Annotated in this window: 11 protein-coding genes and 1 tRNA gene; 3 read left to right on the forward strand and 9 right to left on the reverse strand. The window is 64.9% G+C overall.

Translation table 11 applies throughout. The annotated features are described in order from the left end of the window. Positions 1-134: 134 nt before the first annotated feature. Entirely contained in the window at positions 135-1,409 is a 1,275-nt protein-coding gene (locus ACOGXC_RS11505) for an ATP-binding protein (RefSeq protein ID WP_419918329.1), read from the reverse strand. Between the two features lie 157 nt (positions 1,410-1,566). Here ACOGXC_RS11505 and ACOGXC_RS11510 point away from each other — a divergent pair, with 157 nt between their 5' ends. The 3 genes from ACOGXC_RS11510 to ACOGXC_RS11520 all read left to right on the forward strand — a co-directional run bounded on the left by ACOGXC_RS11510 (position 1,567) and on the right by ACOGXC_RS11520 (position 6,318). Further along, positions 1,567-3,909: a xanthine dehydrogenase family protein molybdopterin-binding subunit gene (locus ACOGXC_RS11510; protein WP_419918330.1), complete on the forward strand. Its 2,343-nt coding sequence runs from the start codon at positions 1,567-1,569 to the stop codon at positions 3,907-3,909. Positions 3,910-4,020: 111 nt separating this feature from the next. Continuing rightward, the gene (fusA, locus tag ACOGXC_RS11515; protein ID WP_419918331.1) at positions 4,021-6,057 is read left to right on the forward strand and encodes an elongation factor G; all 2,037 of its coding nucleotides are present in this window, start codon (positions 4,021-4,023) and stop codon (positions 6,055-6,057) included. A 9-nt stretch (positions 6,058-6,066) separates the two neighbouring features. Further along, positions 6,067-6,318 carry a hypothetical protein gene (locus tag ACOGXC_RS11520; RefSeq protein WP_419918332.1) on the forward strand — a complete coding sequence of 84 codons (252 nt, stop codon included), beginning with the start codon at positions 6,067-6,069 and terminating at the stop codon, positions 6,316-6,318. Between the two features lie 37 nt (positions 6,319-6,355). On the opposite strand, the gene ACOGXC_RS11525 is transcribed toward ACOGXC_RS11520, so the two are convergent. The 8 genes from ACOGXC_RS11525 to ACOGXC_RS11560 form a co-directional block, all read right to left on the reverse strand. Continuing rightward, positions 6,356-7,846 (reverse strand): MFS transporter, encoded by a 1,491-nt coding sequence (locus tag ACOGXC_RS11525; protein WP_419918333.1) that lies wholly within the window; start codon positions 7,844-7,846, stop codon positions 6,356-6,358. After that, positions 7,843-8,835 (reverse strand): NAD(P)-binding domain-containing protein, encoded by a 993-nt coding sequence (locus ACOGXC_RS11530; protein WP_419918334.1) that lies wholly within the window; start codon positions 8,833-8,835, stop codon positions 7,843-7,845. The genes ACOGXC_RS11525 and ACOGXC_RS11530 overlap by 4 nt, the downstream gene beginning before the upstream one ends. Before the next feature lie 65 nt (positions 8,836-8,900). Next, a complete protein-coding gene (locus tag ACOGXC_RS11535; protein WP_419918335.1) occupies positions 8,901-9,383 on the reverse strand; it encodes a hypothetical protein in 483 nt (160 codons plus the stop codon). Positions 9,384-9,576: 193 nt separating this feature from the next. Beyond that, positions 9,577-9,653, reverse strand: a tRNA-Met gene (locus ACOGXC_RS11540). Positions 9,654-9,746: 93 nt separating this feature from the next. Then, positions 9,747-10,838 (reverse strand): hypothetical protein, encoded by a 1,092-nt coding sequence (locus ACOGXC_RS11545; protein ID WP_419918336.1) that lies wholly within the window; start codon positions 10,836-10,838, stop codon positions 9,747-9,749. A 179-nt stretch (positions 10,839-11,017) separates the two neighbouring features. Continuing rightward, entirely contained in the window at positions 11,018-12,175 is a 1,158-nt protein-coding gene (locus tag ACOGXC_RS11550) for an MFS transporter (RefSeq protein WP_419918337.1), read from the reverse strand. Between the two features lie 112 nt (positions 12,176-12,287). Continuing rightward, a complete protein-coding gene (locus ACOGXC_RS11555; RefSeq protein ID WP_419918338.1) occupies positions 12,288-13,052 on the reverse strand; it encodes a nitrilase-related carbon-nitrogen hydrolase in 765 nt (254 codons plus the stop codon). Then, entirely contained in the window at positions 13,049-14,227 is a 1,179-nt protein-coding gene (locus ACOGXC_RS11560; RefSeq protein ID WP_419918339.1) for a pyridoxal phosphate-dependent aminotransferase, read from the reverse strand. The genes ACOGXC_RS11555 and ACOGXC_RS11560 overlap by 4 nt, the downstream gene beginning before the upstream one ends. Positions 14,228-14,283: the final 56 nt, after the last annotated feature.

Consider the following 14,283-nt stretch of genomic DNA (forward strand, 5'->3'; position numbering starts at 1 on the left):
CTCTAAACCTACTCTAAACCAACTATTTTCCCTGGTAGATGGGCTATTTTTTGTCTACTATAAAGCTACTATAAATTATTTAGAGTAGGTGTGAGCAGGGTCGCCGTAGCAACCGACCCAGCACGCCAGCAGGGCTAGATCAGGTGGCCCTGCCATAGGTGGCGGGCGAAGTCGGTTGCGGGGAGGATGTCTATGCCCTCATCGGTGCGCCGGGGGCGGGGCTCGATGCAAACAACCACCCTGCGACCCAAACCTGGATGCTCCGCAGCCAGGGCGCGCAGTCCCTTCAGGTGCGAGCTGGTTACTCTCGCGGTGGCCTTGGCCTCGATCGCCAGCCGCAGGTCACCCACCACAAAATCCACTTCAATACCGCTGGCCAGCCGCCAGTACGTGAGTTCGTCGTCAATCTCCCGGTAGGACACGAAAGCCGAAAGCTCGTGAAAAACCCAGTTCTCGAACGCCTTGCCGTAGGCATCGGAACCCCGCAGAAGCTCACCCCGGCGGGCCAGGCGGTTCACCACGCCCACATCTTCGAAATAGAGCTTCGGTGCCCCAGCGAGGCGACGCTTCATCCGCCTCTGCCAGCGCGGAAGCCAGCGGGCCAGCAGCGTGTCGGTGAGGATGCCGAAGTATGCCTTGACCGTGGTTGCCGATACCCCGCACTCACGGGCGATGTTCGCGTGATTGACCGGATCACCATCGCTCAAAGCAGCGGCATCGAGAAAATCCGAGAACGCGGGCAGGTTTCGCACCAGGCCCTCGGCGGCAACCTCTTGGCGCAAGTAATCGGCAATGTAGGCATTCAGCAGGCGTCGGGGCTGGGCCGATTCATAAATCCGGGGCAGGTAGCCATGATTGAGGGCCCGATCCAGATCGAAATCCTGCCCGATCTCACCTGCGGTTAGACCTCTAAGCTCGTAGCGCAGGGCCCGCCCACCCAGCAGGTTCGCAGCACCGTGGCGCACCTTGCGGGCACTCGATCCGCACAGGGCAAATCGCAAACCACGGTTCTCGATCAACCAGTGCACCTCATCAAGAAGGGCGGGAACCTTTTGTATCTCATCGATTACCACTTGCCGGGATGCGCCCGGGGCCGTGAAGGCAAACTCACCTCGGAATTGCTCACCCGGCATCGGCCGGGATGCGCCCGGGGCCGTGCAGGCAGACTCACCTCGGGATTGCTCACCCGGTATCGACCGGGATGCGCCCGGGGCCATGGCTTCGAGTTCCTGGCGCAACATCTCGGGGCGAACGGCGTAGCGTCGATACTCTTCGGACTTGAGCAAATCCACCCAGATCGCATCGGGATATCGCTGCTTGAGCAGGGTGCTCTTGCCCGCCTGTCGCGGCCCCCAGAGAAAGAACGTCTCCGCTCCAGCCTCGGGCAGCGACAGCGACCGTTCGTACACCTCCCTCAGGTTATCGCGGACTTTGCTTGTAATACCAAAGGATAACTTTGGATTATCATGATAATTCACAGTACTGCTTTGATTGGGAAGCAGCGGTAACCCGATAGGGGCACTCGCTCGGTGCGCCAAACCGGCCCCATCCGCGAGACTGTCGGCCATGACTGCCCGTTTGACCGGCCAGAGCGTCGACCGAATCGATGGGCCCCGCCTGCTGCGAGGGGAGGGGCGCTTCACCGGCAACATCCGCCATCCCGACCTTTTGCACATAGCCTTCGTTCGCAGCCAGATGGGTCACGCCCGCCTCGAAGCGGTGGATACCGCGCCGGCCGAAGCCACCCCCGATGTGGTGGCGGTGCTGACAGCGGAACACCTGGAGGGAGTGGTCGCCCCCATCGCGGTCACCGGCCCCCCGGAACTGGCCGTCACCCCGTTCACCGCGCTGGCCGGGGACCGGGTCCGAACTGTGGGCGAGCCCATCGCCGTGGTCGTCGCCCGCACCCGCCAAGCCGCCGCCGACGGGGCCGGCGCAGTGGTGGTGGACTACCACCCCCTTCCCGTAGTGGTGAACATGCACGAAGCCGCCGCCCCCGGAGCTCCATTGCTGTTCGAGGACCTGGACACCAACGTGGTGTACGAGACCGCACAGTCGTGGGGGGCCGACATCGACCAAACCTTCGCCGCCGCCGACCACGTTTTCGCCCGCACCTTCACCCAGCACCGCTTCGGCCATGCCCCGCTGGAGGGCCGGGCGATGGTGGCTTCCTACACCCCCTCCGACGGCCGGCTCGACATAGAGCTGGCCACCAAGCGCCCCCACGCGGTGAAGCTCTACCTGTCGAACCTTCTGGGCATCCCCTTCGGCAACGTCCGGGTGCGCACCGGCGACATAGGGGGCGCGTTCGGCTCCAAGGGCCAGGTGGGGCGGGAGGACATCTGCGTGGCCGCGGCCGCCATGGCAGTGGGCGGTAGCGTCCAGTGGGTCGAGGACCGCACCGAGAACCTCCAGATGGCCGGACACAGCCGCGAGGAGGACATAACCGTGGAGATGGCGGTGGACAACGACGGCACCCTGCGGGGCATCCGGGCCGCCATGACCATGGATCAGGGGGCCTATCCCATGCCGCCCTACCCGTCGTCGCTGTTCTGCAACCTGGTGAAGATGCTGATCCCCAACGCCTACCGGGTGGGGGCCTACGCCTTTGAGGGCCGGGTGGTGGCCACCAACAAGTGCAGCTACATCGCCTACCGGGGACCGTGGGCCGCGGAGACCTGGGTGCGGGAGCGGATGCTGGACGAGATCGCCGCCGAGCTGGGGATCGACCGGGTGGAGATCCGCCGCCGCAACCTCATCGACCAGGACCAACCCACCCGCATGATCACCGGCCCCACCATCTCGGGCATAGCCGCCCGCCAAACCCTGGATCGGGCCGCCGAACTCATGGAAATGGACGGCTTCGCAACCCGGCAGGCCGCGGCCCGCGCCGAGGGCAAGCTGCTGGGTTTGGGGTTTGCCACCTTCATCGAGATCGCCCCCGGCCCCCCTGATTTCGCCCGGTCGGCCGGCTTCGACCTGCGAGGAGAGCTGGCCCGGGCCCGTTTGGAACCCACCGGCGACCTGACCATCGCCAGTTGCCAGTCGCCCCACGGCCAGGGCCACGAAACCACCATCGCCCAGGTTGTTGCCGATGAGCTGGGGGTTGGCCTCGACCGAGTACGGATCGTGTTCGGCGACACCGACACCACCCCGTTCACCACATTGGGCACCGGCGGCAGCCGAGCCTCGATGATGGCCTCCGGTGCGGCCCGCGCCGCCACTGCCGAGGTCAAGGCCAAGGTGCTGGCCATCGCCGCCGATCGGTTGGAGGCCAACCCGGCCGACCTGGAGATAGTCGACGGTACCGTCTCGGTGCGGGGCACTCCGGGCCGGGGCATTGCCCTCACGGAAATCGCCCAGCAGGCCTGGTTCGCGCCGTCGTCGCTGCCCGATGGCATGGACCAGGGCATCGAGGCTCAGGTGGAATATCGCACACCCCCGGGCGGTTGGGCATCGGCCACGCACTGCTGCTGGGTGGAGATCGACCCCGACACCGGCGAGATCACCATCGACCGCTACGTGGTGGTGGAGGATTGCGGCCGGATGATCCACCCGGCCATCGTGGACGGCCAGATCCGGGGCGGGGTGGCCCAGGGCATCGCCGCCGTACTGTTCGAACGCCATTTCTACGACCACGACGGCAACCTGCTGACCGCGTCGATGGCCGACTATCTGGTCCCCTCGGCGGCGGAAATGCCGATCATCGAGGTGGAACATCTCGAGGTCGAGCCCCTGCACGATGCCGACTGGCGGGGAGTGGGCGAGGGGGGCCTCATCGGCGCTCCCGCAGCTATCACCAACGCGGTGGCCGATGCGGTCCGCCATCTGGGAATCGACATCTGCGAGCAGCACCTCCCACCCCAACGGATGCGGGAGCTGCTGGAACCCACGCCGATCAGCGACTAACCCCGACCCTCAATTGGCGGTTAGGCTCATCGGCATATCGTGGAGCGAGCTCAGAATCCATTACCGCAATCCACACAATCCGCAATCCACGCAATCCATAGGGGGATATTGATGGCTGTCGAACCGGAGAAGATCCGCAACGTCGCGCTGGTGGGATCTCAGGGATCGGGGAAGACCACCCTGGCCGAGGCGATGCTGTACCGGGCCGGCACCATCGAACGGACCGGGAGGGTGGAGGACGGCACCACGGTGTGCGACTTCAGCCCCGAGGAGAAGGCCGCCGGCCACAGCCAATCACTGGCGTTGGCCAGCTTCGACTGGCACGGCCACAAGATCAACCTGATCGACACCCCCGGTGCCCCCGACTACGCCGGCGAACTCCACGCCGCCTTCCAGGTGGCTGACCTGCTGGTATTCGTGATCGATGCCTCCAGCGGCGTGGACCACCGGGCCACCGCCATCTGGCACCAGGCGGCCGATGCCGGGCTGGCGCGCATCGTGTTCATCAACAAGCTCGACCGGGAGCATGCCAGCTTCGAGAACGTGCTGGCCGAGTTGCAGGATGCCTTCGGGGCCGGCATCGCCCCCCTGGAGCTGCCCATCGGCAACGGCCCGAACTTCCACGGCATCGCCGATCTGATCACCGACAAGGCCTACATCTACGACAGCGGCTCGGCGGAGGAGGCCGAGATCCCCGCCGAGATGGAGGATCAGGAGCAGGAAGTCCACGAGCAGCTCATCGAGGGCATCGTCGTGGCCGACGACGACATGCTGGAGCGCTACCTGGAGGGCGATGTCCCCAACCCGGCCGAACTGGAGGTGGTTCTCGGGCGGGGAGTGGCCGATGGCTCGGTGTTCCCGGTGGTGTGCGGCTCGGCCACCGGTCCGATCGCCGTGGATCGCCTGGTCAACTTCCTGGTGGAGATCGGCCCTCCCCCCACCGATCGCACCATCACCGTGACCATGAGCGATATCGACACCGAGCCGGCCTGCGACCCCGGCGGCGACCAGCTCGCCTGCGTGTTCAAGACCATCAGCGACGACTACGTGGGCCAGATATCGCTGTTCCGGGTTCTGTCGGGCACAATCCGCAGGGACGACAACCTCACCAACTCCTCCACCGGCAACAGCGAGCGGCTGCGAGGTCTGGTCAGCCTGGTGGGGGGCAAGCAGCAGGACATCAACTCCGTATCCGCCGGGGACATCGGCGGCGTGACCAAGCTTCAGCAGACCCACACCGGCGATACCCTCACCAACGCGGGCCGAGCCGTCATCCAACTGGAGCCATGGCCAGAGCCGGTACTGGCCTACGGGCTGGTGCCCAGAACCAGGGCAGCGGAGGACAAACTGGGCACCGGGCTTCGCCGCCTCATCGACGAGGATCCGTCCCTGCAACTGGAGCGCAGCGAAGAAACCCACCAAACCCTGCTGTGGGGTTTGGGTGAAGCCCATTTGAGGCTGGCGATATCCCGCCTCGACCGCATGGGCATAGAGGTGGACACCGAGGACATGCGGGTTCCCTACCGCCAGACCATCACCGGGACCGGCGATGCCGAGGGCAAGCACAAGAAGCAGTCCGGCGGGCACGGCCAGTTCGGTGTGGCCTATGTGCGCATCGAACCCTTGGCCCGGGGTGCCGGCTTCGAGTTCGTGGATGCCATAAGTGGGGGGTCGATTCCCCGGCAGTACATACCCGCGGTGGAGGCCGGTGTTCGCGAGGCCATGGCCGATGGTGCCAGCCTGGGCTTTCCCATCGTGGACATCAAGGCCACCGTGTACGACGGCAAGCACCACTCGGTGGACTCCTCGGAGTTCAGCTTCAACATGGCGGGCAAGCTCGCCTTCAACGCCGCCTTCGCCCAGGCCGGTCCGGTGGTGCTGGAACCCATGGCCCGGGTGGAGATAACCGTGTCCTCCGAGTACCAGGGAGATGTGATGGGCGATCTGTCCTCCCGCCGGGGCCAGGTGCAGGGCACCGAGTCCGGACCGTGGGGCGAGCAGGTCATCCACGCCGTCGTTCCCGAGTCGGAACTGGTGCGTTACGCCATCGAACTGCGGTCGCTGACCGGCGGCCGGGCCCGGTTCAAGGCCGAACGAGTGGCCTACGAAATCCTGAGCGGGGCACTCCCCGAAGCAGCAACCGCGTAGAATCAAAGGATGCCCGAGCCGGAGGAAACCGAGGATCTGGAGTTCCAGTGGGATGACCCCCGGGACTACCAGCCGCCGGAGGGTCTGATCCGCAAGGCCACCGGCACATCGGCCGGTTCCGCCCTCGGGGCGGCGATGGTAGCTTTGGGCGAGATCCTGGAGCCGGAGAAGATCCGGGTGGAGATCCAGCAGGAGGATGACGAACCCGACCCCGACCTACCGTTCACCATCGACTTCGGTGATCTCCCACCCCTGAACTAGCCGCCCGCGATACCCTGCCCGCCACCGGCTACCCCGGCTACCCGTGGCTGGGACGGCCTTTCCCGCTCATGGTCGCCCCCGCGGCCGGCGACCACCGGGCAACGAGAGCCGAAAGCGAGGCGATGGCCGCCGCCAGTACGAAAACGGCGAAGAACCGCTCGGGCGAATCGCTCGATCCCAGAACGGTGATCATGATGGTGATGCCAGTAGCCGCCCCTATGTGGCCCAGCGTCTGCAAGAATCCCGAGGCCGATCCCAGGTCGGTGTCGTCCACCGAATTGGCCACTGCGGTCACCGCCGCCGGCCGGGTGGCTCCCTGGCCCACCCCGGTCAAGAACAGCAAAACGATGACCGCAGCCAGCCAGCCCGCCAGTATGGATACCCCGGTTCCGGCCAGCGCCACCGACATGATGAGTGCCCCCGAGACCATGATTGCCCGCCCGCCCCGGCGGGATTCCACCCGTCCGGCGTACCACGCTCCCACGCTGAACCCCACCGGACGGGCGATGAGGGCTGCCGACCGGGTGCTGACCTCGGCAATGCCGAAGGCTCCCTCCAGCATGAAGGGGGCCACCACCAGCGTGCCCATGTACGCCATGTGACCCAAAAACGTCATAAGGTTGGGGATGACGAAGCCGCGACGGCGCAGAAAATCCAGGGGCAGTATCGGGTCGCGGGTCCGGCGCTCGACGGCCCAGAACACCGCCACGGCCACAGGGCCGCCGACCAGTCCGACCACCACCAGCGGGTGAGTCCACCCCCATTCCGGACCCCGGTTGATGGCCAGAAGCAGGGCGGCCACCGCCAGGCCCAGGCTCACTGCGCCGCTGATGTCGAAGCGCACATCGGGTTTGCGGGGGGTTTCGGGCAGCAGCGGGATGGCGGCCAGCAACGCCAGCAAGGACGGTACCGCCTGGACGTAGAAGATGGTCCGCCAGCCGAAGGCATCCACCATGAACCCGCCGAAAGCCACCCCGATGGCCGGCGACAGGGCAGTGACCGCCGACCAGTAGCCCATGGCCAGCGCCCGCTCCCTCCGGGCGAACACCGTCATGATGATGGCCATGGAAGCCGGCAGGGTGGCCGCTCCGATGAACTGGCCCAATGTCCGCATCGCCACCAGTGAGCCCACATTCCACGACAAGCCGGTGAGAACCGTGAACCCGGTGGCCAGCGCGTATCCCCACAGGTACAGCCGCCGGTGGCCGTAGAGATCGCCGAACTTGCCGGCTATGGGAGTGCCCACCGCCATGGCCACCAGGGGGGCGGACTGCACCCAGCTCACCGCGCTCTCCGAGGTGTTGAGATCGGCAGCGATCTCGGGCAACGATGCCGACAGGACGGTTATCGGAAAGCTGGTTGAGGCGATGCCCACCATGGTGAGCCCCAGCACCGCCCAGCGGTAGTGGGGCCAATCCTGAAACCGCCGCCGCCGCTCATCAAGACGGGACCCAGCGCTCACCCCCCGGGCGTTGTGATGGGACCCAGCGCTCACCCCCCGGGCGTTGCGATTGGATCCGGCGCTCACCCCCCGGGCGTTGCGATGGCAGGACCGGAGTTGGGGCCAAGCTTGGTCCGCAGGTCGGCTTCTAGGGCTTTCATCATCTCCCCCGCGTGCTGATCGCGCAGCTCGTTCAGCCGGGGAGCGCCGGCAGCCGACTCGGTGTCCCACTCGTCCGCGAACCGGCCCGAGGCGATCTCACCGGCCAACTCCCTCATGGTCGTACCCACATCCAGGTGGTCGAACCGGCCCCGCCGGGAGAGCTGGCCGTACTGGCTGGCCGGGGAGTGGTGGTTGAGCTGGGTCACAAAGCCCTCTTCGCGCAGCAACCGGTAATTACGCTCCACCTCGCCGGAGTAGAACAACTCGGTGGTGATCGCCTCCAGGGGGATGCCCAGCTCCAGCATCACCATAGCGAACGTGGCATTCACATGGGTCAGAGCCGGCGACAGGAGTTGCTCCACCGCAAGATCCAGTACCGCCTCCTGGTGGGGGGTCATGGAAATGGCACCCTGGCGCAACCCGCCGATGGCCTTGGCCACCGCCAGCATCCGGGGTTCGGCGGTACCGGTGACATCTTGATGAACGCCGACGGCGGTGATGAAGCCAACCCCCTCGGTGTAGCAGCGCCTCACCTCCGGGCCCAGCATCCGGGGGGCGACCATGGCAATGTCACCACCCGGGGTGAACCGATCGAATGCCAGTGTGTAGCCGCTGGCCACGATGGTCAGCGCTTCCGGGCGGGGGGACAGGCCCAGACCGGGAATGGCATCGTCGGGCACCAGCACGCAGACCACATCGGCCGCTGAAGCACTGCCGATGCCGGCAGCCTCGAACCCGTCGGCAACGGCTTGGTCCCGGCTCTCATCGGCCCGCACATGCACCGACACCGAAACACCCGAGTCCCGCAGGTTCAGGGCCCACGGCCTGCCCTGGTTGCCGTAGCCGACCACCGCCACCCGCTGCCCATCCAGTGCCGCCGGATCAGCGTCCTGCTCGTAGAAGAATCCGCTCATAACCTTCACTCTCCCACTTCTTGCGGTCTGGAGTCGATCTTTTGGAACTCGATTATTTAGCTACCCTAACCTCGTGGCGTGAAAGTTGTCGGTTGATTACGGGAGCTTTTCCAATTTGAGATGGTCCATTTTATGAAAGCATCCAGAATGGCAATAAAAATCAAAGAAGGCAATATGATCCAGTTTGGAATGGCAACAAAACCAAGGGCAGCAGTGCTACTTTCATCCATCTCCGAATTTACAATTGCTATGTTCATCGGATATCCAACCAAAATCACACCACTACCTAGCAATACAGCTAGACGAGACCGTAATGCAAACAGATAGAATGCAAAGGGTGGCAACCATCCAGTTATTGGAAGTATGAGAATCTGTTGAACTTCCTCCCACCCCAACCCATCATTGACGTAGTACAACACCACAGGGTGAGTAGCTATTGCAACAATAACAACAGCAATTCTGAGCTTCAGTAAGTACTGCACCGGATTTTTCAGTAAGTACTGCAACAAATTACAACTTTCTAGCAATACCTGATCCGAGATCATCATACCAAATAAGAATCACAAATGCGCCAAAAACCCTTTTCAAAAAGTGACAACTTAATGTCACTTTTTGAAAAGGGTTTCAGTATATTTATTATCTTTTCAATCAATTTGAATGCACCAGGCTGTCAAGCTGGCTGGTATCGGGCCTCTGAGCAACAAAGCCCTGGCCACAGCAACGCTGCAACCAGGGCTTTTATGGTGGCGGGGGCGGGATTTGAACCCGCGACCTTCGGGTTATGAGCCCGACGAGCTACCAGACTGCTCCACCCCGCGTTGATTGGATTAATCATATTACCCCAACACCACCGGGATGTCACCTGATTTTGGCCTGATTTTTTGATTCGTATGCGATGACGGCCCGGCGGGTCACCCGGGGGCATGGGACAGGGCAACCCATCCGGAGGTGGCGAGGGCCTGAACCTCGGCTACGGCAATGGGGCGGGGAGGGGCGACAAGCACTTGAGTGGGGACCGCGGGGAGCGGGTTGGGGCAGGGGCCGCCGTTGAACTCGCACTGCACCGAGACCTCCCAGTAAGCAGTCACCACCACCGAGTAGCGGAGGTCGGGACGGTTGACCGACGGGTGCCGGTAGTAGTGGAAGCATCCGGACGGCTGGTCGAGCGGGTCACGGGTGGGGTCGAACTCCACCACGTCCTGGGCATCGCACCAAAGCGTGTTCCCATCGCCCATGTCGGCCCGCAGAAAGCCCAGGCGGCGGGGGTGGGCCGTGGCGGTGAGGCTCAGCTCCTGGCCCTCCAGAGTGGTGGCAATTGTCGCGGAGATCGGGGTGCGATCGGCGGCAGGCACCCATACATAGGTGGGGATATGGACGACTGTGACGCGGCTGGGGGCCATATGCGTAGCCGGCTCGGGAATGGCCAGTTGGCCCCAAGCCTCGTTGCGCAGCCGGGTGGTCTCCCGGACCGTGGGTGCCGGTGGCGGCACGGGTTGATAAACCCAGAAGGTGGCAAGCTCGAAATCCTGATCGGTCTTGCAGATCTTGAGGATATACACCTCGCCCGGATCGGGACCGGCCACGTAGTGGTTCTCCAACCAGGCCATCAGCTCACTGAAATGGCCCTGCCGCAAGTAACAGACGGGCCCGCCGGGGTTGCCGGAGTTGCCCCCGGGGGTTACCGAACCGGGGATGACCACCTCGAGCCACACGCCCAACCTCACCTCCCCGTCCTTGGAATCCACCGAGGAACCTCCACCCTGCTGCGGGCGAGACACCGGGGGGAGCAGCGTGTTCTTCTGGTAGGTAACCGAGGAACCTCCACCCTGCTGCGGGCGAGACACCGGGGGGAGCAGCGTGTTCTTCTGGTAGGTAACCGAGGAACCTCCACCCTGCTGCGGGGGAGACATGGCTCCTGGCCCGCCCGGTGTGGCAATGGCACCCGAGGCCACCATCGCCGAACCGCAGGTCAGAACCAGGACCAGAAGCGTGCAAGCCCGCATTGTGCTTCCCTTCGTATGATGCCGGACACACTCGGCGCGACGAGGGGGAAGTTCAAGGCGAAGGTGCTCACTTTGCTAAACCCGCTGAGCACTGTCAATAGGCAATTCTGCAACTGGCCCCTCATATGCCCTTTACTTGTATGCCCTTTGCAATCAGGCCGGTACGATTCAGGTACGGGTCAAGGGGCAACCGCCGGGCCGGGGCGGACCAGCGTGCGGCTCACTAACAGCGCTATCCATGCCAGCGACCCGCCGACGAAGAAAGCCGCCGGGCGGGACGAGAGCCACACCACCGCCCCCATGGTCAAGCCGCCCAGACCTATGGCCAGGTCAAAGGCGATGCTGAAGGTCCCTATGGCCTGGCTGCGCCTATGGATAGGGGCCGATTCAACCGCCATCACGAACAGCGCGGGAAACAGGAACGTCTGGCCCACGGCCAGAAGGGCGGTCCCCACGAACACCCCGATGATCTGCTGCCACGAGGCGATGGTCCACAGGCCGGCGGCCGAGAACAGGTACGACATCGTGCTGGTGCGCTGCGGACCGAGCCGGTCGGGGAGGCGAGCCAGCAGGATGCGCAGACCGATCACCATCACCGCAAAGGTGGTGAATACCGCCCCGGTTGGGGCGAACCCGAGGTGCTCGACGTGCAGGGCGATGAAGGCCAGGAATCCGGAGTAGCCGAGCAGCCCCAACCCCAGCAGCAGGGCGGGACGGAGAGCGGGGAAGTACAGCAACGTGTTCGGCCACCCCGAGGGGGCGTTGCGGGGAGGTCCGGGCATGCATACCCCCAGCAGCATGCCCATTGCGCAAAGTATTCCGCCCATGATCCACACTGCGTCGGCCCCACCCGCCGATTCCAGGGCCTCGCCGATGACCGGCCCAACGGCCAACCCGGTGTACACGGTGACCGAGAAGTACGAGGTGGCCTCACCCCGGCGGTTTTCGGGGGCCATGTCCTGGGTGGCGGCGGCAATGCCCACGAAGAAAGCAGCCTCGCCCAGCCCGGTGAGCAGCCGGAACAGGACGGCCGCCGCCACGTTGACGGCCCACAGGTTGCCGAGAATGCCGAATCCGGCCAGCACACTCCCCCACATCACCACGAAACGCCGACCCTTGGAGTCGCCCAACGGTCCCACGAACGGGCGGGCCACCGCCGCCGACAGCCCGAACCCACCAACGGCCAAGCCGACCGCCACCGGCCCACCACCCAGCTCGTTCTCCACAAACCCGGGGAGTACCGGGTAGACCAAACCCAGCGACATGAAATAGAACATCCCGCACAGACACAGCAGGACGAACCGGACAGTGATCAGCGGTTGAGGCGCTTGCGGCATCGAACAGTTACCAGCGGTTGAGGCGCTTGCGGCATCGAACAGTTACCAGCGGTTGAGGCGCTTGCGGCATCGAACAGTTACCAGCGGTCCAAGCTCTTGCGGCATTGGCGGGCTAGCGCCGGTCGTCAAGAAACCCGTAACGGGATCGAGCCCCCTCAACCGCCGCCGGATCGATGTCGGCGTAGACAACCGCCTCCCCGGAATCAGGGGCACCGGCGATCTCAGCCCCCAACGGGTCGATGACCACGGTGTCGCCGGAGTAGTGCAAGCCTCCCCCGGTACCCACCCGGTTCACCCCCACCACATAGGCCTGGTTCTCTATAGCCCGGGCCACCAGCAGCGCCGACCAGTGGGCTCGCCGGGGTGCCGGCCAGTTGGCCACCACCAAATAGCAGTCGGTGTCGGGGGCCAACGCCCAGAACTCGTCGGAGAACCGGAGGTCGTAGCACACGAACGGGCTGATCCTCACCCCCTCGACGGTGACGGTGATCCGCTGGGTACCGGCGGCGTAGTGCTCGTGCTCGCCGCCGTAGGTGAACGGATGGATCTTGTCGTAGACCGCAGCCACCCCGCCCGGTCCGGCCAGCACGAACCGGTTGTAGGGCAGTTCGGCGCTCGACGGATCCTTGACCGGAATCGAGCCGCACACCCACACCTGGTGGGTGGCGGCCTGGTCAACCAGAAAGGTGGTACTGGGTCCGTCGGGGGGCTCAGATATCCGGTCAACGTTCATGGAGAACCCGATTGAGTACATCTCGGGCAGCACCACCAGTCGAGCACCCTTGGCCGCGGCTCGGGCAATCCCGGGTCCCAGCTTGCTGAAATTGGCCTCGCGATCCTCCCATACGATGTCGTGCTGCACCGCCGCCACCCTCATGAACCATCACCCCCCAGGCCAGCCAGGCGGGCCAGCCGCTCCACAGCCTCGTCGAGCACCTCGGGGCGCTTGCAGAAGGCGAACCGCACCAGGTGCCGACCCTCGTCCTCGTTGTCATAGAACACCACATTCGGCACGGCCACCACCCCGCACATCTCGGGCAGCCCCCGGCAGAGGGCCATACCGTCGTCGAACCCCAGGGGTCGCACATCGGCGGTCACGAAGTAAGTGCCTGCGGGGCGGTAGACCTCGAACCCCGCCGCCGCCAGCCCGGCGGTGAGCTGATCCCGGCGGGCTCGCAGGTTGCGACGCAGCCCGTCGAAGTAGCCGTCACCCAGCCGCAGGCCCACCGCGATGGCGTGCTGAAACGGGGTGCCGTTCACGTAGGTCAAGAACTGCTTGGCCGTGGTGACCGCATCCAACAACCTCGGGGCGGCACACACCCAGCCGATTTTCCACCCGGTGAACGAGAACGTCTTGCCCCCCGACGACACCGTGATGGTGCGCTCCCGCATCCCCGGCAGCGTGGCCAGGGGGATGTGCTCACCGTCGTAGGCCAGGTGCTCGTACACCTCGTCGGTAACCGCCAGCAGGTCGTGGTCGCGGCACAACCCGGCGATCAGTTCCAGCTCGGCTCGGTCGAACACCTTGCCAGTGGGGTTGTGGGGGGAGTTCACCACGATCATGCGGGTGCGAGGGCCGATGGCGGCAACCAGATCGTCGGGATCGAACCGGTAGTGGGGAGGCCTCAGGGTCACCAGCCGACGATGGGCTCCGGCCATGGCGATGCCGGCCACATGGGAGTCGTAGTAGGGCTCGAACAGCACCACCTCGTCGTCCGGCTCCAGCAGCGAGAGCATCACCGCGGCGACGGCCTCGGTGGCCCCCGCCGTTACGAGCACCTCACTGTCGGGATCCAAATCCAAGTCGTAGAACCGCTTCTGGTGCTCGGCCACCGCCCGTCGCAGATCGGCAATGCCCCGACCGGGGGGATACTGGTTGTGCCCGGCCCGGATGGCCGCCACCGCCGCGTCGGCCACCTCGGAGGGGCCATCGGTATCGGGAAACCCCTGACCCAGGTTGATGGCCCCGGTGGCAACGGCCAGTGCCGACATCTCGGCAAAGATGGTGGTGCCGAACTCGGCCAACCGGCGGTTCAAGAAACGCTCAGGCATGGCAGCAACCACTGCCCGAAATGCAAGTGCAAGCGCCGGCCACGACCAAGCAGCCT

The organism is Candidatus Poriferisocius sp., assembly GCF_965202595.1.
GTDB lineage: Bacteria > Actinomycetota > Acidimicrobiia > Acidimicrobiales > Bin134 > Poriferisocius.

What these genes read in the sequence shown, in the direction of transcription:
- ACOGXC_RS11510 (WP_419918330.1), top strand. Translation starts at nt 1,567, where the DNA reads ATGACTGCCCGTTTGACCGGCCAGAGCGTCGACCGAATCGATGGGCCC.
- fusA (WP_419918331.1), top strand. Translation starts at nt 4,021, where the DNA reads ATGGCTGTCGAACCGGAGAAGATCCGCAACGTCGCGCTGGTGGGATCT.
- ACOGXC_RS11520 (WP_419918332.1), top strand. Translation starts at nt 6,067, where the DNA reads ATGCCCGAGCCGGAGGAAACCGAGGATCTGGAGTTCCAGTGGGATGAC.
- ACOGXC_RS11530 (WP_419918334.1), bottom strand. Translation starts at nt 8,835, where the DNA reads ATGAGCGGATTCTTCTACGAGCAGGACGCTGATCCGGCGGCACTGGAT.
- ACOGXC_RS11535 (WP_419918335.1), bottom strand. Translation starts at nt 9,383, where the DNA reads ATGATGATCTCGGATCAGGTATTGCTAGAAAGTTGTAATTTGTTGCAG.
- ACOGXC_RS11545 (WP_419918336.1), bottom strand. Translation starts at nt 10,838, where the DNA reads ATGCGGGCTTGCACGCTTCTGGTCCTGGTTCTGACCTGCGGTTCGGCG.
- ACOGXC_RS11550 (WP_419918337.1), bottom strand. Translation starts at nt 12,175, where the DNA reads ATGCCGCAAGCGCCTCAACCGCTGATCACTGTCCGGTTCGTCCTGCTG.
- ACOGXC_RS11555 (WP_419918338.1), bottom strand. Translation starts at nt 13,052, where the DNA reads ATGAGGGTGGCGGCGGTGCAGCACGACATCGTATGGGAGGATCGCGAG.
- ACOGXC_RS11560 (WP_419918339.1), bottom strand. Translation starts at nt 14,227, where the DNA reads ATGCCTGAGCGTTTCTTGAACCGCCGGTTGGCCGAGTTCGGCACCACC.